Source organism: Blastococcus sp. TF02-09, from assembly GCF_003319105.1.
Classification (GTDB): domain Bacteria; phylum Actinomycetota; class Actinomycetes; order Mycobacteriales; family Geodermatophilaceae; genus Blastococcus.
This window is the reverse complement of the sequence record NZ_QOHH01000004.1, coordinates 145,989-167,008: the sequence shown is the minus strand read 5'-3', so window position 1 is coordinate 167,008 and position 21,020 is coordinate 145,989. Positions and strand designations below refer to the sequence as shown.

Here is a 21,020-nt window from a genome sequence, read left to right as displayed (position 1 = left end):
GGCGGAACGTCTGGGTCGTGCGTCAGGCCTCGACGGCGCTGATGCTGATGGTCTTCCGCCCGCGGCGCGTGCCGAAGGTGACCGCACCCGGGGCGAGCGCGAACAGCGTGTCGTCGCTGCCGCGGCCGACGCCCAGGCCGGGGTGGAAGTGCGTGCCGCGCTGGCGCACGATGATCTCGCCGGCCTTGACGACCTGGCCGCCGAAGCGCTTCACGCCGAGGCGCTGGGCGTTCGAGTCGCGACCGTTGCGGGACGACGAGGCGCCCTTCTTGTGTGCCATGTCGAGGTCAGCCCTTCGAGATGTCGCGGACCACGACGCTGGTCAGGGGCTGACGGTGCCCCTGCCGCTTGTGGTACCCGGTCTTGTTCTTGAACTTGTGGATGCGGATCTTCGGGCCCTTGCCGTGCCCGACGATCTCGCCGGTCACGGTGACCTTGGCCAGGGCCGCGGCGTCGCTGGTGACGGTGTCGCCGTCGACCAGCAGGATCGCCGGCAGGGCGACCGAGTCGCCGGCCGCACCCGTCAGGCGGTTGATCGTGAACGTGTCGCCCACGGCCACCTTGTGCTGGCCGCCACCGGCCTTCACCACTGCGTACACCACTGACTCCTCGTTAGCTTCTCGTATCCAGCTGTCGGTCCGGCGCGCACGACCGAGCGGGCGCCGGGGACTGGACGGGTTGCGGACGCCTGACCCGGCGGCACCCGGAGGCGCCCGCGCGGTGGCGATGCAACCCGTCCAGCGTACCTGAGCCGACCGAACCCGTGCCCCTCACCCCTCGCACGCTCGGGGTGGCCTCCGGGCGGGCCGTCAGGACGCCGGCGGTCCGGCCGGCCGGCTCGCCGCCCGGCGACGGCGCGGACGCCCCGCCGGCGCGACCGGCTCGGCCGCTGCGCTCTCCGCGCCGGCCCCCGCGACCTCGGGCGCCGCGGCCTCGGACCGCTGGCTCGCGACGTCCTCGGCGGGCTCCGGCGCCTGCTCTGCGGCCGGCTCGGCCACCGCGAGCGGCGGCACGACCACCACGTCGGAGGCCTCGCGCGGCGGCGTGGACGGGCCGACCGCCGCGTCCGCGTTCACGGGGTCGACGTCCTCGACGGCGACGGCCTCGGCGGTCTCGGGCTCGGCAGTCTCGGGCTCGACGGTCTCGGGCTCGGCGGTCCCGGCGTCCTCCCCGGTGGGCTCGTCCCGGTCCGCGCCGGCCACGACGGCGGCGTCCGCGGCGGCCCGCTCCTCGCCCGACTGCCCGCGGTTGCGCCGGCCGCGGTTGCGCCGGCCGCCGCTGCGGGTGCCCTCGGTCGTCTCGCCGTCGCCCCCCTCGGCTGCCGGCTCGGCCGGCGCGCTCTCGGCGGCGGGCTGCTGCGTGGCGGATTGCTCGCCGGCGGCGTCGTCCCGGCCGTTGCCGTCAGGCTTGCCGGAGCGGTCGCGGCGGTTGCCGCCACCGGAGCCGCCCCGCCCGGAGTCACCGGAGTTGCCCCCGCCGCCGGACCCGTTGCCGCCGCGCCGCTTCTCGTCGACCGGGTCGGTGCTGACGAGGATGCCGCGCCCGCGGCAGTGCTCGCAGGTCTCGGAGAACACCTCGAGCAGGCCTTGGCCGACCCGCTTGCGGGTCATCTGCACCAGGCCCAGCGAGGTCACCTCGGCGACCTGGTGCTTGGTGCGGTCGCGTCCCAGGCACTCGGTGAGCCGCCGCAGCACGAGGTCGCGGTTGCTCTCGAGCACCATGTCGATGAAGTCGATGACGATGATGCCGCCGATGTCGCGCAGCCGGAGCTGGCGGACGATCTCCTCGGCGGCCTCCATGTTGTTGCGCGTGACGGTCTGCTCGAGGTTGCCGCCCGAGCCGACGAACTTGCCGGTGTTGACGTCGACGACGGTCATCGCCTCGGTGCGGTCGATGACCAGGGAGCCGCCGCTGGGCAGCCAGACCTTGCGGTCCAGCGCCTTGGCCAGCTGCTCGTCGATGCGCAGGTCGTGGAAGACGTCGCCCTGGCCGGTGTAGCGCGACAGCCGCGAGCTGAGCTCCGGGGAGACGTGCCCGACGTAGGCCTCGACGGTGTCCCACGCGTCGTCGCCCTGGACGACCAGGTCCTTGAAGTCCTCGTTGAAGACGTCGCGGATGACCCGGATCGCCAGGTCCGGCTCGCCGTAGAGCAGCGTCGGCGCGTTGGAGGCCGACTCCGCCTTCTGCGAGATGACCTCCCACTGCGCCTTGAGCCGGTTGACGTCGCGGGTGAGCTCCTCCTCCGAGGCGCCCTCCGCGGCGGTCCGGATGATCACGCCGGCGTCCTCGGGGACGATCTTCTTGAGGATGTCCTTGAGCCGCTGGCGCTCGGTGTCGGGCAGCTTGCGGCTGATCCCGGTCATCGAGCCGCCGGGCACGTAGACGAGGAAGCGGCCGGGCAGGTTGATCTGCTGCGTGAGCCGCGCGCCCTTGTGCCCGATCGGGTCCTTGGTGACCTGCACCAGCACCTTGTCGCCGGACTTCATCGCGGTCTCGATGGAGCGCTGCTTGCCCGACAGACCCGCGGCGTCCCAGTTGACCTCACCGGCGTAGAGGACGGCGTTGCGCCCCTTGCCGATGTCGATGAACGCGGCCTCCATGCTCGGCAGCACGTTCTGCACGCGTCCGAGGTAGACGTTGCCGGCGAACGAGGTGGCCTGCGCCTGCGTCACGTAGTGCTCGACCAGCACGTCGTCCTCGAGGACGGCGATCTGCGTGCGCTCACCCCGCTGGCGGATGACCATCTTCCGGTCGACGGCCTCGCGGCGGGCGAGGAACTCGCTCTCGGTCAGGATCGGCGCGCGGCGGCGACCGGTGTCCCGGCCGTCCCGGCGGCGCTGGCGCTTGGCCTCCAGGCGCGTGGAGCCGGTGACGCCGCGGACCTCGTCGTCGCTGCTGATCCGGCCGTTGCGGCCGGCCCGCTCGGGGCGGTCGTCGTCGTCGGTGTCGTCGGAGGCGTCGTCGCCACCGCCTCCGCTGCGACGGCGACGCCGACGACGGCGGCGGGTGCTCGACCCGCCCGAGGCCTCGTCGGCGTCGGCGTCGGTGTCGTCGTCCCCGTCGTTGGAATCGTCGTCGGTCTCGGTGTCGGCGGCCGGGGGCTGCTCGCCGTTCTCGTCCTCGGCCTCGCCGGCGTCCTCGCCGCTGCGACCACGGCCACGGCCCCGGCGGCCGCGGCGACGGCGGCGACTGCCGGTGCCGTCGCCGGAGTCGCCCTCGTCGCCGCCAGAGGCAGCGGTGTCCTCGTCGACGTCCTCGTCGTCGGTGGAATCGATGTCCTCGCCAGGCTCCACCACGGCGGGACGGCGGCGCGAGCGCTGGCGGCTCCGCGCCGGCTCGGCCTCCTCGGCGGGCACCTCGGACGCCTCGGCCTCGTCGGGCTCGGGCTGCGGGGACTCCGCCGGGCGGCGGCTGCGGCGACGCGGAGCCGGCGGCGCGTCGACGGGCGGGGCCATGAAGCTGACGAAGGCGGGAACCGCTGCGGCCGGCGCCGCCGGGGCCACCGTCTCGACGGCGTCGGGGTCCGGCGCGGCGGCCGGCCGGGTGGCGCGGCGGCGGGGGCGGGCGACCACGGCGGTCGGCTCCGGCGAGCTGAACTGGGCCCCGAAGCGGGAACCGACCGGCTCCGCGTCGGCGTCCGGCTGCGCCTCGGATTCGGGCTGCGGCTCCGGCTCGGCGGGGGTCGGCTCGGCGGAGGTCTCCGCCGCCGGGGCGTCGTCCGCCTCCGGCTCCTCGTCGGGGTCCTCCGGGACCGAGGAGTCCTCGGTCACCGCGGGGACCTCGGTCACGGTGTCGTCGGGCCCGGGACCGGTGGCGGTCTCGTCGGCGGTGGGGGTGCTGTTGTCGGTATCGGCCACGAGAAGTCTCGTCTCCTCATGTGCTCCCGGGCGCCGATCGGATGACTGGCGGCCGCACAGGAGCACGGGTGGGGCGGGGCGGGCGGTCGCACGGGGTACGGCGACCGGCTCGTCCTGCGAAGTCTGGGGCGGCTCCCGCGCGACGGTTGCCGCGGCGGGGAGCCGGACTGCTGTGGTGCGCGCACCCGGTGGGGCTGGGTGCGGTGGTGCGGAGTGGTGCGGTGGTCTGCGGTGTGCGGCACGTCTGGCAGCCGTGTCGCGGAACGGTGCGCGAGCCCCCGTGGGCCTCCGCCGGTCAGACCGTCGCGTGCGCCTCCTGGTCGGGGGCTCCCGCGGTGCGGTCCGGATCGAGCGGATCGGCCACGGTCCCGGTGTCGTCGAGCCGGCCCTGCGCCTCACGCACGGCCCGGGGGGGCAACGGCGGGTGCAGGTCGGCGACGGCAGCCAGGGCGGCCAACACGTCGTCCGGTCGAACGGCGGGCGTTCCCTGCCGGACGACCAGGTCGAGTATGGCACAACCCGCCCCCGCCGACGCCGACGCGCTGACCACCGAGGGCCGGACGTCGACGTCCTTGGGGCCGTTCTTGGTGCGCTTGGCGACGACGACGACCTCGCGCGCCAGGAGCTCCTCGACCGCCGGCCGGAGCTCCTCCAGCGTCATCCCGGGGAGCTCCACCCGCCAGACCGAGGTGTCGATGCGCTCGGCCAGGGACCCGGTCCCCTCCCCCGCCTCCACGCAGTCCAGGACCGCGATGTCCTCGGGCAGGGCGGCGTCCAGGGCGGCGCGGACGGCCTCGGGGTCGCACCGCACCGCCAGGCCGATCTCCACGTACTCCGCCTCGCTGGCCGCACCGGTCGGGGCGGCGCCGAGGTAGGAGATCTTCGGGTGCGGGCTGAACCCGGCCGAGAACGCCATCGGCACCCGGGCGCGGCGCAGCGCCCGCTCCAGCGCGCGGGCGAGGTCGCGGTGCGAGGCGAAGCGCAGCCGGCCGCGCTTGGCGTACCGGATGCGCAGCTTCTGCACGGTCGGCGGCGGGGGCGGCCCGTCGGGCTGGCGGGCCATCAGACGACGGTCAGCGGGAGCAGGCTGCGGTCGGTGGGGCCGATCTGGATCTCGGTGCCCATGGTCGGGCAGACCCCGCAGTCGTAGCAGGGGGTCCACCGGCAGTCGGCGACCTCCTCCTCGCTCAGGGCGTCCTGCCAGTCGTCCCAGAGCCACTCCTTGTCCAGCCCGGAGTCCAGGTGGTCCCAGGGCAGGATCTCGTGCTCGGTGCGCTCGCGCGTGGTGTACCAGTCCAGGCCGACACCGAAGGGCGCCAGCTCCTCGGCCGCGGCCTGCGTCCACCGCTCGAAGGAGAAGTGCTCGCTCCAGCCGTCGAACTTCCCGCCCTCGCGCCACACCCGCTCGATGACCCGGCCGACGCGGCGGTCACCGCGGGACAGCAGTCCCTCGATCACGCCGGGCTTGCCGTCGTGGTAGCGCAAGCCGATCGACCGGCCGATGCGGCGATCCTCGTTGATCTTGGCGCGGAGCACCCGCAGCCGGTGATCGATCGTCTCGGCGCTGGCCTGGGCGGCCCACTGGAACGGGGTGTGCGGCTTGGGCACGAAGCCACCGATGGACACGGTGCAGCGAATGTCCTTGCGGCCGCTGGCCTCGCGGCCGGCGCGGATCACCTCGACCGCCAGGTCGGCGATCTCCAGGACGTCCTCGTCGGTCTCGGTCGGCAGACCGCACATGAAGTAGAGCTTCACCTGCGTCCAGCCGTTGGCGTACGCGGTCGTCACCGTGCGGACGAGGTCCTCCTTGGACACCGTCTTGTTGATCACCCGGCGGATCCGCTCGCTACCGCCCTCGGGGGCGAAGGTCAGCCCGGAGCGTCGCCCGTTGCGGGACAGCTCGTTGGCCAGCGTCACGTTGAAGGCGTCCACGCGGGTGCTCGGCAGGCTCAGCCCGGTGTTGGTGCCCTCGTACCGGTCGGCGAGCTCCTTGGCCAGCTGCCCGATCTCGGAGTGGTCGGCGCTGGAGAGGCTCAGCAGCCCGACCTCCTCGTAGCCGGTCGCCTTCAGCCCCTGCTCGACCATCGAGCCGATGCCGGTGATGGTCCGCTCGCGCACCGGACGGGTGATCATCCCGGCCTGGCAGAACCGGCAGCCACGGGTACAGCCGCGGAAGATCTCCACGCTCATCCGCTCGTGCACCGACTCGGCCAGCGGCACCAGCGGCTGCTTCGGGTAGGGCCACTCGTCGAGGTCCATGACGGTGCGCTTGCCGACCTTGGCCGGGACGTCGTCGCGGGTGCGGGTGACGCCCGCGATGGCGCCGTCGTCGGCGTAGGTGACGGCGTAGAAGCGCGGCACGTAGACGCCGTCGACCCGGGCCAGGCGGGCGAGCAGCTCCTCCCGGCCACCGGGGCGGCCCTGGGCCTTCCACGCCTTGACGACGTCGGTGATGTCGCCCACGGCCTGCTCGCCGTCGCCCAGCACCGCGCAGTCGACGAAGTCGGCGACCGGCTCGGGGTTGAAGGCCGCGTGCCCGCCGGCGACGACCACCGGGTGGCTCTCGTCGCGGGCGATCGCGTGCAGCGGGATGCCGGCCAGGTCGAGGGCCTCGAGCAGGTTCGTGTACCCGAGCTCGGTGGCGAAGCTGACGCCCAGGACGTCGAAGTCGGCGACGGCGCGGTGGCCGTCGACGGTGAACTGCGGGACACCGTTCGCGCGCATGAGCGCGGCGAGGTCCGGCCAGACGGCGTAGGAGCGCTCGGCCAGGGCGTCGGGGCGCTCGTTGAGCACCTCGTAGAGGATCATCAGGCCCTGGTTGGGCAGCCCGACCTCGTAGGCGTCCGGGTACATCAGCGCCCAGTGGACGGCGGCCTCGTCCCAGGGCTTCACCTGGGCGTTCAGCTCACCGCCCACGTACTGGATCGGCTTCTGGATCTGGGCCAGCAGCGGCTCGAGTCGCGGGTAGAGCGACTCGCCGGCGGTCGTGCGGAGCTCTGCAGTCATGACCGGTCCAGGGTAGCCGCCGGACTCCCGGCGCTCCCCGGCCGAGTGCGGAGTTGTGGTCGCCCCGGACGGCGAGTCCGCGCGTGTCAGCGGCAACAACCCGGCACTCGACCGGTGCGTCCACCCACACTGCCGACGTGAGCCGTTTCGCCCGACCGCGATCGCGGGCACTCCTCGGCACCGCGGCGGTGCGGGCGATCCGCGAGGACACGCCTCCCCGCCGCGGCGCTGGGGGCTAGCCGAGGTCGGGGAAGAACAGGGCGATCTCGCGAGCGGCGGACTCGGGCGAGTCCGAGCCGTGCACGATGTTGTTCTGCACCTCGAGGGCGAAGTCGCCGCGGATGGTGCCGGGGCCGGCCTTCACGGGGTCGGTGGCCCCGGCCAGGGCGCGGAACGCCTCGATGGCGCGGGGACCCTCCACGACCAGGGCCATCAGCGGACCGCTGGTGATGAACTCGACGAGGGCGCCGAAGAAGGGCCGCTCGCGGTGCTCGGCGTAGTGGGTCTCGGCCGTCGCGGCGGTCAGCGTCCGCAGCTCGGCGGCGACCAGGCGCAGGCCCTTGCGCTCGAGGCGGGTGATCACCTCGCCGACCAGGCCACGGGCGACGCCGTCGGGCTTGACGAGGACAAGAGTGCGTTCGGTCACGGGGCCGGAGCCTACGGGCTGGTCCGCGTGCGGGAGTCGGCACCGCCGTCGGGCACCGGCCAGCCGATGCTCGGCGCGTGGCCGCGGAAGTTCTCCAGCCACCAGGTCCAGTCCCGCGGGACCAGCTCGAAGGGGCTGGGGTGACCGAGCTCCCGCGCCGCCCAGACCGGCCAGTGCGGATTGGCCAGCGCCGCCCGTCCCAGCAGGACGACGTCGACGTCGCCCGAGCGGACCGCCGCGTCGGCGTCCTGCGGGACACCGAGGTTCCAGCTGCTGGCGACGGGGATCCCGATCTCCCGCTTGACCCGCCCGGCCCGCGCCACCCAGGCGCCGGGCTGGTTCCACAGCGGGTCGGTCATCGCGTCGGTGTTGCCGCCGAAGCTCAGGTCGGCGAGGTCGAGCCCGCGCTCCCTCATCCAGCCGATCGCGACGACGGAGTCCTCGAAGCTGGTGCCCACGGGGTGGAAGTCGTCGGCGCCCAGCCGCATGGTCAGCGGCAGGTGCTCGGGCCACACCGCGCGCACCGCATCCAGGGCCTCGAGCAGGAAGCGGGCGCGGTTCTCCAGGCTGCCGCCGTACCGGTCGTCGCGCTTGTTGGCCAGCGGCGAGAAGAAGCTCGAGCCCAGGTACCCGTGCGCGAAGTGCAGCTCCAGCCACTCGTAGCCGGCCTCGGCCGCCCGTACCGCGGCCGCGGCGTACTGCCGGTGCAGCTGCCCGATCTCCTCGACGCTGAGCGCGTGCACCGGATAGGGCCGACGCGGCGCGCCGTAGGGGACGGCGGACGGCCCCACCACCTGCCAGCCGTCGGGGGCGTCGGGCGCGATCTGTCCCCACCCGGCCCACGGCGGCTGCTCGCTGCCGCTGCGGCCGGTGTGGCCGAGCTGGATGCCGGCGACGCCGCCCATCGCCCTGATCATCGCGGTGACCCGGGCGTGGCCCTCGATCTGCGCGTCGTCGTAGATGCCGGCGCAGTGGACGCTGGTCCGCCCCTCCGGGCTGATGGCGATCTGCTCGGGGAAGACCAACCCGAACCCACCGGCGGCCCGGGCGCCGAGGTACATCAGGTGGAAGTCGTCCAGCCGGCCCTCGGTCGACCGGTACATCGTCATCGGGCTCATCCCGATGCGGTTGCGCAGGGTGACGCCCTTGAGCGTGAACTCGCTGAACAGGTGCGACATGTGCGACACGGCCGCGCAGCGTACGTGTCGGGCGAACCGGCCTCGGGCGCCGCGGTGTCCCTCCTCCGGGGGATCGGGCCAGGAACCGGACCTGCCGATGAGGACTCGTGAGAACCGGAACCCGACGGCTGCTGGCCGTCCCCGCTGCCGCCGTCGTGCTCGTGTGCTCGGCCGGGCCAGCGACCGCCGAGGAACCCGTGAGCCCCGAGGTGACCGGGCTCCCCGAGGTGCTCGTGGACGACCTCGCGCGCGCCGAGCAGCACACCCTGACCGACCTGACGGAGGGCGAGGGCGTCCGGCTCGAGGCGTTCGTCGTCACGCCCGACGGCCCGGAGATCGTCACCCTGGACGCCGACCGGCGCGCCGACGCCGACGCCGCGGTGCGTCTGCTTGAGCAGCAGGCATCGGTCGAGGCCGCCGACCTGACCGTCGTCGCGCGGGCGACCGCCGGCTCCTACCCGCAGTGGGGCAACACGACGGTCCGCTCCGACGCCGCCCGCGCCGAGGTCTCCCCCGGCGCGCTGGCCGACGTCGTCGTCGCCGTCCTGGACACCGGGGTGTCGCTGCACGGCGAGCTGGCCGGTGCGCTCCTCCCCGGGCGCGACTTCACCGGCTCCCCCGGCGGGGTCAACGACGACCGGCAGGGGCACGGCACCCACGTGGCCGGGACGGTCGCCGCGGACGCCGGCTCGGTGGTCGAGGGCGTCGCCGCCGGGGCCCGGGTGCTGCCGGTCAAGGTCCTCGGGGACGACGGATCGGGGTACTCGTCCTGGATCAGCGGCGGCATCGTCTGGGCCGCCGACCGGGGCGCCGACGTCATCAACATGTCGCTGGGGGGCCAGTACAGCTCGACCGTCTACGACGCCGCCGTCGCCTACGCCCGCTCGAAGGGCACCACCGTGGTCGCCGCGGCGGGCAACGCGAACACGTCGGCCATCTTCATGCCGGCTGCGACGCCCGGCGTCATCGGCGTCTCCGCCACCGCCCAGAACGGCGCGAAGGCGGTGTTCTCCAACTACGGCAGCTACGTCGACGTCGCCGCTCCGGGCGTCGACATCATCTCGACCTACCCGGGGAACCGCTTCGGCTGGATGAGCGGCACCTCGATGGCCTCGCCGCACGTGGCGGGGGTCGTCGCCCTGATGGAGGCCGCGGCTCCGTCGCTCACCCCGGACCAGGTCGAGCGGGCGCTCACCTGGTCGGCCACCGACCTGGGCGCCGCCGGCCGGGACGACTCCTTCGGGCACGGGCAGGTCGACGGCGTCCGCGCCGTGCGCGCGGCGCAGGTCCTCGCCGGCGGCGGCACCCTGGTCCGGGCGCCCTCCGCACCGCGGGTCGGCGCGCCGACCGCACTCGCCGGCGGGCTGCGGCTGACCTGGTCGGCGCCGGCGGACACCGGTGGCGCCGCCGTCACGGCCTACCGGGTGTCCGCCTACCGCGGCACGGCTCTGGCGAAGTCCGTCGTGGTCAGCGGGCAGACGACCTCGGCGACCGTGACCGGGCTGACCAACGGGACCGCCTACCGGGTGGGGATCGAGGCCGCGAACACCGCCGGGTACGGGGCGCGGTCGGCGCAGGTCACCGCCACGCCGCGCACGACGCCCGGCGCTCCGACGATCAGCTCGGTGACGGCGCAGCGCCTCGCGGTGGCCGTGCGCTGGACCAGGCCGGCGAGCGACGGCGGGGCACCGCTCACCGGGTACGTGGTGCAGGCGTTCTCCGGCCGGACCCTCGTCAAGTCGGTGACCGCCGGGGCCACGGCGTCCGGCGTCACCGTTGGGGGGCTGAAGGCGGGCACGGCCTACACGTTCCGCGTGCTGGCGAAGAACGAGGCCGGTGCCGGGGCGGTCTCGGCACCGAGCCCGGCGGCGCGCCCCCGCTGACGCCGTCCGCCGACGGGACGGCCGCCTTAGGGGGCGGTCGTCCCGTCGGCGTCGCCGGGCCCGGGTACGGCGACCGGCGCGAACATCGACCCCAGCAGTTCCTTCCGGATCTGCAGGAGGTACAGCCAGATCAGCACGAACGCCCCGCCGACGAACCACATCGCACCGGTCATCAGCCCCGTGGCCAGCAGCGGGACCTGCAGCGCGGTGCCGATGGCCAGCCCGCGCTCGCGGCGCTGGATGCCGCTGGCGAGGATCAGCAGCAGCGCCAGCACGAGCAGCACGGTCAGCCGGACGGCGCCCAGGCCCTCCGTCGGGGCGATGCCGCGGGGCACGAAGAGGACCGCGATGCCCTCCAGCACGAGGATCGCGGCAGCCGCCCCGCCCAGCGCCCGGCCGGCCCGGACCGGGTCGGTGGCCCTCACGGACGACGTCCCGACAGGAGCGTGCGGGCCTCCCCGGCGGTGATCACGCTGCCGGTGACCAGGACGCCCGAGCCGCCGAGCGCGTCGTCCGGACCCGCCTCCGCCAGCTCGATCGCCTCGGTGATCGCCTCGCCGAGCACCGGCTGGACGCTGACCCGGTCGGCACCGAACACCTCGACGGCCAGCGCACCCAGCTCGTCGGCGGGCAGCGCACGCTCCGAGGAGTTCTGGGTGACCACCAGCTCGGCGCAGATCTCCTCGAGCGCGGCCAGCATCCCCGCGACGTCCTTGCCGCGGACCGCGCCGACGACCCCGACGAGGCGGGTGAAGTCGAACGACTCGCGGATGGCCTCGACCGTCGCCGTCATCCCGGCCGGGTTGTGCGCGGCGTCCACCAGCACGGTGGGGCTGGTGCGCACGCGCTCCAGCCGCCCGGGCGAGCGCACCGCGGCGAACGCCGCGCGGACGGTCTCCTGCTCGATCGGACCGGTGGCCGCGCCCGCGCCCAGGAACGCCTCGACCGCGGCCAGGGCGGTGGCCGCGTTCTGCGCCTGGTGCGCCCCGAACAGCGGCAGGTAGACCTCGTCGTACTCGCCGCCCAGGCCCTGCAGCCGCACCTGCTGGCCGCCGACGGCGACCCGGCGCTCGAGGACGCCGAACTCGGTGCCCTCCCGCGCGACGACGACGTTCACCTCGACGGCCCGCCGGATCAGCGCGTCCAGGGCACCGGGCTGCTGGTGGGCCAGCACCGCGATCGAGTCGGGCTTGATGATCCCGGCCTTCTCCTGGGCGATCGTGGCGACGTCGTTCCCGAGGTACTCCGCGTGGTCCATCGCGACCGGGGTGACGACGGCGACCCGCGCGTCGGCGACGTTCGTGGCGTCCCACCGTCCGCCCATGCCCACCTCGATGACGGCGACGTCGACCGGCGCGTCGGCGAACAGCGCGTAGGCCATCCCGACCATCACCTCGAAGAAGCTCATCGGGTGCTCGCCGGCGGCGTCGACCATCTGCACGTAGGGGGCGATGTCGTCGTAGGTCTCGACGAACCGCTCGGCGCTCACCGGCTCGCCGTCGAGGACGATCCGCTCGCGCATCGTCTCCAGGTGCGGGCTGGTGAACCGGCCCACCCGCAGCCCGAACCCGCGGAGCAGCTCGTCGATCATGCGCGCCGTCGTCGTCTTGCCGTTGGTGCCGGCCACCTGGATCACCGGCATCGCGCGGTGCGGGGAACCGAGGAGGTCGACCAGCGCCGAGATGCGGGTGAGAGACGGCTCCAGCCGGCTCTCCGGCCAGCGCGCCAGCAGCTCTCTCTCCACCCGGGCCAGGTCACCGGTGCTGCCGTTGTTCATCCTGCTCAGGATGCCAGCCGATCGGTTCCTAGACTGAACGGCATGACCACCGACATCCACGCTCCGGACGCTGCGGCCCCGGGAGCCGGCGGTGGCGTACCCGACAAGCCCACCATCGACGGGCTCGAGGAGAAGTGGGTCGAGCGGTGGGCGGCCGAGGACACCTACGCCTTCGACCGCGCCGCCGCGCTGTACCCCGCGACCGCCCGCGAGCAGATCTGGTCGATCGACACTCCCCCGCCCACGGCGTCGGGCTCGCTGCACGTCGGGCACGTGTTCAGCTACACGCACACCGACTTCATCGCCCGCTACCAGCGCATGCGCGGCAAGCACGTCTTCTACCCGATGGGCTGGGACGACAACGGCCTGCCGACCGAGCGCCGCGTGCAGAACTACTACGGCGTCCGCTGCGACCCTTCGCTGCCCTACGACCCCTCGTTCGAGCCGCCGGCCAAGCCGGAGAAGAACCAGGTGCCGATCTCCCGGCGCAACTTCGTCGAGCTCTGCATGCGGCTGACCGAGGCCGACGAGGCGGAGTTCGAGAAGCTGTGGCGCCGCGTCGGGCTGTCGGTGGACTGGTCGAACGTCTACCGGACGATCTCGGAGTCCTCCCGCGCGACCGCGCAGCGGATGTTCCTGCACAACCTGGCCCGGGGTGAGGCCTACGCGCAGGAGGCGCCGACCCTCTGGGACGTCACCTTCCGCACCGCCGTCGCCCAGGCCGAGCTGGAGGACCGCGAGCGCCCCGGCGCCTACCACCGGATCTCCTTCTCCGGACCTTCCGGCCCGGTGTACATCGAGACGACGCGGCCCGAGCTGCTGCCCGCCTGCGTCGCCCTGGTGGCCCATCCCGACGACGAGCGCTACCAGCCGCTGTTCGGCAAGACGGTGACCACGCCGCTGTTCGGCGTCGAGGTCCCCGTCGTGGCGCACCGCCTGGCCGAGCCGGACAAGGGCTCGGGCATCGCGATGATCTGCACCTTCGGTGACCTCAACGACGTCACCTGGTGGCGCGAGCTGCAGCTGCCGACGCGGGCGATCGTCGGCTGGGACGGCCGGCTGCTCCCCGACCCGCCGGCCGACGTCCCGGCGTCGCCCTACGACGAGCTCGCCGGCAAGACGGTGTTCAGCGCCCAGCAGCGGATCGTCGAGCTGCTGCGCGAGTCGGGCGACCTGGAGGGCGGCCCGACGCCGATCACCCACCCGGTGAAGTTCTACGAGAAGGGCGACCGTCCGCTCGAGATCGTCACCACGCGCCAGTGGTACATCCGCAACGGCGGCCGGGACGCCGACCTGCGCGAGGCCCTCATCGCCCGCGGCCGGGAGATCCAGTGGGTGCCCGACCACATGCGGCACCGCTACGAGAACTGGGTCGAGGGCCTCAACGGTGACTGGCTGATCAGCCGGCAGCGCTTCTTCGGCGTGCCGTTCCCGATCTGGTACCGGCTCGACGAGGCCGGCGAGCCCGACCACTCCGCGCCCATCCTGGCGCCCGAGGAGTCGCTGCCGGTCGACCCGTCCTCCGACGTCCCGGCCGGGTTCACCGAGGACCAGCGCGGGGTGCCCGGCGGGTTCATGGCCGACCCCGACGTCATGGATACGTGGGCGACGTCGTCGCTGTCGCCGCAGGTCGCCTCGGGCTGGGACACCGACCCGGAGCTGTTCGCCCGGGTGTTCCCCATGGACCAGCGGCCGCAGGCGCACGACATCATCCGCACCTGGCTGTTCTCCACCGTGGTCCGGGCGCACTACGAGCACGGGACCGTGCCGTGGACGCACGCCACGATCTCGGGGTTCGTGGTCGACCCCGACCGCAAGAAGATGTCGAAGTCCAAGGGCAACGCGACCACGCCGATCGACGTGCTCGAGCGCTACGGCACCGACGCCGTGCGCTGGCGGGCCGCCGGTGCGCGCCCGGGTGCCGACTCGCCGTTCGACGAGACGCAGATGAAGGTCGGCCGCCGGCTGGCGATGAAGATCCTCAACGTCGGCAAGTTCGTGCTCGGCCTGGGCGCCTCGGCGTCCTCGACCGTCGAGCAGGTCACCGAGCCGATCGACCTCGGGCTGCTCACGGCGCTGGGCCGGGTGGTCGACGAGGCGACCGCGGCCATGGAGACGTACAACTACACCCGCGCGCTCGAGGTCAGCGAGACCTTCTTCTGGTCGTTCTGCGACGACTACGTGGAGCTGGTGAAGTCGCGCGCCTACGGCTCGGGGCCCGAGGCCGCCTCCGCGCAGGCCGCGCTCGCGGTGGCGCTCGAGGTGCAGCTGCGGCTGTTCGCGCCGGTGCTGCCGTTCGTCACCGAGGAGGTCTGGTCCTGGTGGCAGGCCGGCTCGGTGCACCGTGCCGCGTGGCCGGTCGGCTCCGACCTGCCCGCGACCGGCGACCCGGCCGTGGTGACGGCGACGGCGGCCGCGCTGGCGGGGGTCCGCAAGGCGAAGTCCGACGCGAAGGTCTCCATGCGGGCCGACGTGGAGACGGCGACGGTGCGGGCGCCCGCGGCCCAGGTGCCGCTGATCGAGGCCGGCCGTGCCGACCTGGTCGACGCCGGCGGCATCGCCACCCTGGTCGTCGAGCCCGGTGACGGCGAGCTGACCGTCGACGTCGTCCTCGCCGAGGTCCCCGACGCCTGACCCCACCCGATGCGACCTCGAGCGTTGGCCCTCAGCCGGCCGGAACGTCCGCTGCTCTGGCCGGTGCAGGGCCAACGCTCGGCTGTTGTCCACAGGCGTGACCACGTTGGCAGCGGCGATCTCCCCGTGCACGGGAGTCTCTCCGGGTGCACGACCTCCCTCACCTGCTCGGACCGGAGCGCACGGCATCGACGGCGGCCCTGGCGGCCCTCGCCAGCGAGCGGAGCGTGCGCCGATGGCTCGCCTCCGGCGCCTTGGTCCAGCTGCACCCGGGTTGGGTGACGGTTCCGGAGCTGGCCGAGGACTGGACGGTCCGGGCCTGTGCGGCGACGGGCTACGCCCGCGGTCCGCTCAGCCACATGAGTGCGCTGGCCGTCCACGGGATCGTGGACCACGAGGTGACCCGGATCGACGTGACCGTTCGCGGTGATCGCCGGGTGCGCACCTCCCGATGGCTCCGGGTCCACCGCAGCCAGAACCCCTTCGCCGTGGTCTCGGCCCGCGGCTTGCCGGCGACGACCGTGGCGCGGTCGCTGGTCGATACCTGGGGTGCAGCGCACCGGGCACGGGCACCGCGAGGATTCGACGACGTCGCCCGGGATGCCGTCCTCCGCGCGACACGCGAACGGCGCGTCACCGTCGACCGGCTGACGCATGAGCTGGGGGCCCGGCCGGAACTACCTGGGCGGGCCGCGCTGAGCGAGTTGCTCGGCCTCATCGCGAACGGAGCGCAGAGCGTGCTCGAGGTGATCGCCGTCCAACAGGTGCTCGATGTCCCCGGGTTGCCGCCTTGCGAGCAGCAGTACCGGATCGTGCTGCCCGGCGGTCCGGCGTTCCTCGACGCGGCCTGGCCTGAGGTGAAGCTCGCCGTCGAGCTCGACGGGGCCGCGTTCCACGGCTCGGACGAAGCACGCGAGCGGGATCTGGCCCGGGACGCAGCGCTCGCGGCACTCGGCTGGCTGGTCCTGCGGTTCAGCTACCGCCAGCTGACCCGCGAGCCCAAGGTCTGCCGGGCTCGAATCGCGGCGGCTCACCGAGCGCGTCTGAGCGTTGTCCCCTGAGCGGTCAGAGTGGCCCCGGGAACGACCGGCTCAGGGGCAATGCTGGACGGAGCAGACCCACGAACGCGGCGAGCCCGCCCCCGAGTGGGGACGGGCTCGGCGGCAGCTCAGGTCAGGCGGACTTCTCGCGGCGCTCGCGGGTGGGCTTGCGCGGCACGATGGTCGGGTTCACGTGCTCCAGCACGACCTCCTTGGTGATCACCACGGAGGCGACGTCGTCCCGGCTGGGGACGTCGTACATCACCGACTGGAGCACCTCCTCCATGATCGCGCGGAGACCGCGGGCGCCGGTGCCGCGGAGGATGGCCTGGTCGGCGATCGCCTCGAGGGCGTCGTCGGTGAACTCCAGCTCCACCCCGTCGAGCTCGAACAGCTTCCGGTACTGGCGCACCAGGGCGTTCTTCGGCTCGGTGAGGATGTTGATCAGCGCCTCGCGGTCCAGCTTCTGCACGCTGGTGATCACCGGAAGCCGGCCGATGAACTCGGGGATCATGCCGAACTTCAACAGGTCCTCGGGCATGACCTCGGCGAAGGCGTTGGCCTCGGCGATCTCGGCCTTGCCGCGGACCTCGGCGCCGAAGCCGATGCCCTGCTTGCTGGTGCGCGCCTCGATGACCTTGTCCAGGCCGGCGAACGCGCCACCCACGATGAACAGCACGTTCGTCGTGTCGATCTGGATGAACTCCTGGTGCGGGTGCTTGCGGCCGCCCTGCGGGGGCACCGACGCCGTCGTGCCCTCGAGGATCTTCAGCAGCGCCTGCTGCACGCCCTCACCGGAGACGTCGCGGGTGATCGACGGGTTCTCGCTCTTGCGGGCGATCTTGTCGACCTCGTCGATGTAGATGATGCCGGTCTCGGCGCGCTTCACGTCGTAGTCGGCGGCCTGGATCAGCTTGAGCAGGATGTTCTCGACGTCCTCGCCGACGTAGCCGGCCTCGGTCAGCGCCGTGGCGTCGGCGATCGCGAAGGGGACGTTGAGCATCCGGGCGAGGGTCTGCGCCAGGTGGGTCTTGCCGCACCCGGTCGGGCCCATCAGCAGGATGTTGGACTTGGCAAGCTCGACGCTGTCCTCGCGGGAGGCGCGGTCACCGCCGGCCTGGATGCGCTTGTAGTGGTTGTAGACGGCCACCGAGAGCGTGCGCTTCGCCTGGTCCTGGCCGATGACGTACTGCTCCAGGAAATCGTGGATCTCCTTGGGCTTGGGCAGCTCGTCGAACTTCAGGTCCGAGGACTCCGAGAGCTCTTCCTCGATGATCTCGTTGCAGAGGTCGATGCACTCGTCGCAGATGTAGACCCCGGGGCCCGCGATGAGCTTCTTGACCTGCTTCTGGCTCTTCCCGCAGAAGGAGCACTTGAGCAGGTCACCGCTCTCACCGATTCGTGCCACCTGCTGACCTCCGGTTCGGATTCGCAGCCCTGGAACCAGGTGTCTGCGTCGTCATCGTTGCTGCTCTCGTCGCCCCTGCACACCCCGCTCTGCGGGGCTCTCCTCCCGGCGCTGCCGGCCGGGGTTCGGGCGTCCGCAGAACGTACCTGCCGCCACCGACGTCGCCGGGCAATGACTCACCCGGGTCTGCCTCGGTGGGTCCCACTTCCGTCTCGCTCGTCCCACTCATCGTCCCCGGTCCGGGAAGTCGTTTCCCGACCCGCTGGACCCCTGTGACGGTACGGGCCGGGGACGCGACACGCGCGCCCCCGGCCCATGCCCACGAGGGATCAGACGGCCGGGAGCGCGTTGAGCTTCCGGCTCTGGATCACCTGGTCGACGATGCCGTACTCCTTCGCCTCCTGGGCGGTGAGGATCTTGTCGCGGTCGATGTCGGCGCGGACCTGCTCGGCCGACCGACCCGTGTGCCGCGCCAGGATGTCCTCCATCTGCGACCGCACCCGCTGGATCTCCGCGGCGTGGATCTCGAGGTCGGAGACCTGACCGCCCGCCTCGCCCGAGGGCTGGTGGATCAGCACCCGGGAGTAGGGCAGGGCCAGCCGCTTGCCCGGCGTCCCGGCCGAGAGCAGGACGGCGGCAGCGGACGCGGCCTGGCCCATGCACACGGTCTGGATGTCGGGGCGGACGAACATCATCGTGTCGTAGATGGCCATCAGCGAGGTGAACGAGCCACCGGGCGAGTTGATGTAGATCGTGATGTCGCGGTCCGGGTCGGTGGACTCCAGCGTGATCAGCTGGGCCATGACGTCGTTGGCCGAGGCGTCGTCGATCTGCACCCCGAGGAAGATGATGCGCTCCTCGAAGAGCTTGTTGTACGGGTTGGACTCCTTCATGCCGTAGCTCGTGCGCTCCACGAAGGAGGGCAGGATGTACCGGCTGGAGGGCATCTGGAAGCTCATGAGTGTCCCTCCGGACTCAGTTGTCGGTGACCGGGTTGGTGGCGTCGGTCATGGCGGCCCGGCTGACCACGTGGTCGACGAAGCCGTACTCGAGGGCCTCCTGCGCGGTGAACCACCGGTCGCGGTCGGAGTCCTTCTCGATCTGCTCGATGCTCTGGCCGGTGTGGAAGGACTGCAGCTCGTTGAGCTCCTTCTTAGTCCGGCGGAAGAGGTCGGCCTGGATGGCGATGTCGGCCGCGGTGCCGCCGACGCCGGCCGAGGGCTGGTGCATCATGATCCGCGCGTGCGGCAGGGCGTAGCGCTTGCCCGCGGTGCCGGCGGTGAGGAGGAACTGGCCCATCGAGGCGGCCAGGCCCATCCCGTAGGTGGCGACGTCGCAGTCGATGAACTGCATCGTGTCGTAGATCGCCATGCCGGCGCTGACGGAGCCACCGGGCGAGTTGATGTAGAGGTGGATGTCGCTCTTCGGGTCCTCGGCCGAGAGCAGCAGCATCTGGGCGGCGAGCTGGTTGGCGATCACGTCGTCCACCTGGGTGCCCAGGAAGATGATGCGCTCGCGGAGGAGGCGCTCGTAGACGGAGTCTCCGAGATTCATCATTCCGCTGGCGCCACGCATCACGGGTGCGCTCGCGAGGTTCGGGTCGGTGGTGCTCACAGGTGCGGTGACCTCCGTAGGACTGTCCGGTCGGCGGTCGCGGTGACCGTGCGGCCGGGTGGTAGGGCGGGTCGGGCGACGGAGTGCGGGCGGTCGTGCGGGCCTCGACGGCCCTCCGGAGGGGTACCCCCCGGCGATTCGCCTGAGTCCTGTCGACCCTAACGCGCACCCCCGACGGTCGATGCCCTCGACGGGGAGTGTTCGCCGTCGGCGCAGCGTCGTCACCCGGAAAGACCGACGCCGCCCCACCCAGGAAGGGTGGAGCGGCGTCGGGACCGGAGCTGCGGGCCGGTCAGGCCTTGGAGACGTCCTCGGTGTCCTCGGTCGCGCCCTCGGCGGCCTCGGCGGCGACGGCCTCGACCGCGAGGTCCGCGTCCTCGTCGGTGGCGTCCTCGTCCGCGGCGTCGGCGTCGGCGTCGGCGGCGGCCTCGGCGGCCGGGGCCTGCACGGTCCGCGGACGCAGCGCCTCGAGGTCGACGACGTTGCCCGACGCGTCGGTGATCGTCGTCTGCTCGAGCAGCTGGGCGAGGGTCTTGGTACGGCGCACGTCGGCGACGAACTCGGCGATGTTGCCGCCCTGCTGCAGCTGCTGCGCGTACTGCTCCGGGCTCATCCGGTTGCGCTGCGCCTGCGCCATGATCTGCGCGGAGAGGTCGTCGTTGTCGACGGTGACCTCACGGGCGTCGGCGATCGCGTCCAGGATGAACTGGGTCCGGACGGCCTCCTCGACGTTCTTGCGCTGGTCGGCGTCGTAGGCCTCCCGGCTCTCGACGCCGGACATCGAGAGGAAGGTGTCCCAGTCCATGCCGGCCTGCTGGAGCTCCTGCTCGAAGGCCCGGTTGCGCCACTCAATCTCGCGCTCGACCAGGTTCTCGGGCATGGGCACCTCGACGACCTCGAGCAGGTGCTCGACCAGCTTGTCGCGGGCCTGCGCGCCCTGCTGGATCACCTTGGTGCGGGCCAGCCGGGTGCGGACGTCCTCGCGCAGCTCGTCGAGGGTGTCGAACTCGCTGGCGGTGGAGGCGAACTCGTCGTCGAGCTCCGGGAGCTCCTTCTCCTTCACCGAACGGACGGTGACGGTGACGTCGGCGGTCTCGCCGGCGTTGGGGCCCGACAGCAGCGCGGTCTGGAAGGTGGCGCTCTCCTCGGCGGACAGCCCGCGGACGGCGTCGTCGAGGCCCTCCATCAGGTTGCCGGAGCCCACCTCGTAGGACATGCCGGTGGTCGAGCCGTCCTCGAGCACCTCGTCGCCGAGCTTGGCCTCGAGGTCGATGGAGACGAAGTCGCCGTCCTGGGCCGCGCGCTCGACCGACTGCAGCATGCCGAAGCGCTCGCGCATGACGGTGACCTGCTGGTCGATCTCCTCGTCGGTGACCTCGACGTCGTCGACGGTGACCGCGAGCTCGTCGAGGGAGGGCAGCTCCAGCTGCGGGGCGACGTCGACCTCGGCGGTGAACTCGAGGGTGTCGTTGTCCTCGAGCTTGGTCACCTCGATCTCGGGCTGCCCGAGCACGCGGACCTGGTTCTCGCGCACGACCTCGGAGTAGACCTCCGGGATGGCGTGCTGGACGACCTGCTCCAGGACGACGGGGCGGCCGATGCGCTGGTCGAGCACACGGTTGGGGACCTTGCCCGGGCGGAAGCCGGGGACGCGGACCTGCTTGCCCAGCTCCTTGTAGACCTCACCGAAGGCGTGGTCCAGGTCCCCCCAAGCCACCTCGATGGCCATCCGGACCCGCGTGGGGCCGAGTTCCTCGATGGTGCTCTTCACAACGGCAGTGCTCCTCGGTAAGACAACTGGTGGGGGCGCTCGGCGTCGACGGCGCCGCGTCGACCCCCGAGTCTACGGGCGGCACACGAGCGGACGCCGGGCCGGGATGCGGTCCGGACGGAGCTCGGAGTCGGGGTGACAGGATTTGAACCTGCGGCCCCCTGCTCCCAAAGCAGGTGCGCTACCAAGCTGCGCCACACCCCGTG

16 protein-coding genes and 1 tRNA gene are annotated in these 21,020 nt (G+C 72.6%); 3 read left to right on the top strand and 14 right to left on the bottom strand.

From position 1 onward, the window contains the following. Positions 1–22: 22 nt before the first annotated feature. The 7 genes from rpmA to DQ239_RS08120 all read right to left on the bottom strand — a co-directional run bounded on the left by rpmA (position 23) and on the right by DQ239_RS08120 (position 8,687). A complete protein-coding gene (gene rpmA / locus DQ239_RS08150; RefSeq protein WP_091984959.1) occupies positions 23–280 on the bottom strand; it encodes a 50S ribosomal protein L27 in 258 nt (85 codons plus the stop codon). A gap of 7 nt (positions 281–287) precedes the next feature. Beyond that, positions 288–599 carry a 50S ribosomal protein L21 gene (gene rplU / locus DQ239_RS08145; protein ID WP_113833908.1) on the bottom strand — a complete coding sequence of 104 codons (312 nt, stop codon included), beginning with the start codon at positions 597–599 and terminating at the stop codon, positions 288–290. A gap of 210 nt (positions 600–809) precedes the next feature. Further along, positions 810–3,857, bottom strand: coding sequence for an Rne/Rng family ribonuclease (locus tag DQ239_RS08140; protein ID WP_199582770.1), 3,048 nt, complete (start codon positions 3,855–3,857; stop codon positions 810–812). Between the two features lie 295 nt (positions 3,858–4,152). Next, positions 4,153–4,920: a TIGR03936 family radical SAM-associated protein gene (locus DQ239_RS08135; protein ID WP_113833907.1), complete on the bottom strand. Its 768-nt coding sequence runs from the start codon at positions 4,918–4,920 to the stop codon at positions 4,153–4,155. Further along, a complete protein-coding gene (locus DQ239_RS08130) occupies positions 4,920–6,863 on the bottom strand; it encodes a TIGR03960 family B12-binding radical SAM protein (RefSeq protein WP_113833906.1) in 1,944 nt (647 codons plus the stop codon). Before DQ239_RS08130 ends, DQ239_RS08135 begins: the two co-directional genes overlap by 1 nt. 235 nt (positions 6,864–7,098) lie before the next feature. Next, positions 7,099–7,509 carry a nucleoside-diphosphate kinase gene (gene ndk, locus DQ239_RS08125; RefSeq protein ID WP_113833905.1) on the bottom strand — a complete coding sequence of 137 codons (411 nt, stop codon included), beginning with the start codon at positions 7,507–7,509 and terminating at the stop codon, positions 7,099–7,101. Between the two features lie 11 nt (positions 7,510–7,520). After that, positions 7,521–8,687 (bottom strand): NADH:flavin oxidoreductase/NADH oxidase, encoded by a 1,167-nt coding sequence (locus DQ239_RS08120; RefSeq protein ID WP_113833904.1) that lies wholly within the window; start codon positions 8,685–8,687, stop codon positions 7,521–7,523. A 107-nt stretch (positions 8,688–8,794) separates the two neighbouring features. On the opposite strand from DQ239_RS08120, the gene DQ239_RS08115 reads away from it, so the two are divergent. Continuing rightward, the gene (locus DQ239_RS08115; protein WP_113833903.1) at positions 8,795–10,570 is read left to right on the top strand and encodes a S8 family serine peptidase; all 1,776 of its coding nucleotides are present in this window, start codon (positions 8,795–8,797) and stop codon (positions 10,568–10,570) included. Positions 10,571–10,596: 26 nt separating this feature from the next. Here DQ239_RS08115 and DQ239_RS08110 read toward each other — a convergent pair whose 3' ends face one another. Both DQ239_RS08110 and DQ239_RS08105 read right to left on the bottom strand, forming a co-directional pair. Then, positions 10,597–10,995 (bottom strand): DUF4233 domain-containing protein, encoded by a 399-nt coding sequence (locus tag DQ239_RS08110; RefSeq protein WP_113833902.1) that lies wholly within the window; start codon positions 10,993–10,995, stop codon positions 10,597–10,599. After that, a complete protein-coding gene (locus tag DQ239_RS08105; RefSeq protein WP_113833901.1) occupies positions 10,992–12,347 on the bottom strand; it encodes a folylpolyglutamate synthase/dihydrofolate synthase family protein in 1,356 nt (451 codons plus the stop codon). The genes DQ239_RS08110 and DQ239_RS08105 overlap by 4 nt, the downstream gene beginning before the upstream one ends. Before the next feature lie 42 nt (positions 12,348–12,389). Between DQ239_RS08105 and valS the strand changes: the two genes are divergently transcribed. Both valS and DQ239_RS08095 read left to right on the top strand, forming a co-directional pair. Then, the gene (gene valS / locus DQ239_RS08100; protein ID WP_113833900.1) at positions 12,390–14,981 is read left to right on the top strand and encodes a valine--tRNA ligase; all 2,592 of its coding nucleotides are present in this window, start codon (positions 12,390–12,392) and stop codon (positions 14,979–14,981) included. A gap of 398 nt (positions 14,982–15,379) precedes the next feature. Beyond that, a complete protein-coding gene (locus DQ239_RS08095; protein WP_158544801.1) occupies positions 15,380–16,042 on the top strand; it encodes a DUF559 domain-containing protein in 663 nt (220 codons plus the stop codon). A gap of 112 nt (positions 16,043–16,154) precedes the next feature. Here DQ239_RS08095 and clpX read toward each other — a convergent pair whose 3' ends face one another. The 5 genes from clpX to DQ239_RS08070 all read right to left on the bottom strand — a co-directional run bounded on the left by clpX (position 16,155) and on the right by DQ239_RS08070 (position 21,018). Next, positions 16,155–17,429, bottom strand: coding sequence for an ATP-dependent Clp protease ATP-binding subunit ClpX (gene clpX / locus DQ239_RS08090; RefSeq protein WP_113833898.1), 1,275 nt, complete (start codon positions 17,427–17,429; stop codon positions 16,155–16,157). Positions 17,430–17,758: 329 nt separating this feature from the next. Next, a complete protein-coding gene (locus DQ239_RS08085) occupies positions 17,759–18,388 on the bottom strand; it encodes an ATP-dependent Clp protease proteolytic subunit (protein ID WP_113833897.1) in 630 nt (209 codons plus the stop codon). Positions 18,389–18,404: 16 nt separating this feature from the next. Next, a complete protein-coding gene (locus tag DQ239_RS08080) occupies positions 18,405–19,004 on the bottom strand; it encodes an ATP-dependent Clp protease proteolytic subunit (protein ID WP_113834048.1) in 600 nt (199 codons plus the stop codon). 331 nt (positions 19,005–19,335) lie between these two features. After that, positions 19,336–20,814 carry a trigger factor gene (gene tig, locus DQ239_RS08075; RefSeq protein WP_113833896.1) on the bottom strand — a complete coding sequence of 493 codons (1,479 nt, stop codon included), beginning with the start codon at positions 20,812–20,814 and terminating at the stop codon, positions 19,336–19,338. Positions 20,815–20,944: 130 nt separating this feature from the next. Then, positions 20,945–21,018, bottom strand: a tRNA-Pro gene (locus DQ239_RS08070). Between the last annotated feature and the right edge of the window lie 2 nt (positions 21,019–21,020).

Coding starts and splice junctions, on each gene's coding strand:
- rpmA (WP_091984959.1), bottom strand. CDS start 280: ATGGCACACAAGAAGGGCGCCTCGTCGTCCCGCAACGGTCGCGACTCG.
- DQ239_RS08135 (WP_113833907.1), bottom strand. CDS start 4,920: ATGGCCCGCCAGCCCGACGGGCCGCCCCCGCCGCCGACCGTGCAGAAG.
- DQ239_RS08130 (WP_113833906.1), bottom strand. CDS start 6,863: ATGACTGCAGAGCTCCGCACGACCGCCGGCGAGTCGCTCTACCCGCGA.
- DQ239_RS08120 (WP_113833904.1), bottom strand. CDS start 8,687: ATGTCGCACCTGTTCAGCGAGTTCACGCTCAAGGGCGTCACCCTGCGC.
- DQ239_RS08105 (WP_113833901.1), bottom strand. CDS start 12,347: ATGAACAACGGCAGCACCGGTGACCTGGCCCGGGTGGAGAGAGAGCTG.
- valS (WP_113833900.1), top strand. CDS start 12,390: ATGACCACCGACATCCACGCTCCGGACGCTGCGGCCCCGGGAGCCGGC.
- DQ239_RS08085 (WP_113833897.1), bottom strand. CDS start 18,388: ATGAGCTTCCAGATGCCCTCCAGCCGGTACATCCTGCCCTCCTTCGTG.
- DQ239_RS08080 (WP_113834048.1), bottom strand. CDS start 19,004: ATGCGTGGCGCCAGCGGAATGATGAATCTCGGAGACTCCGTCTACGAG.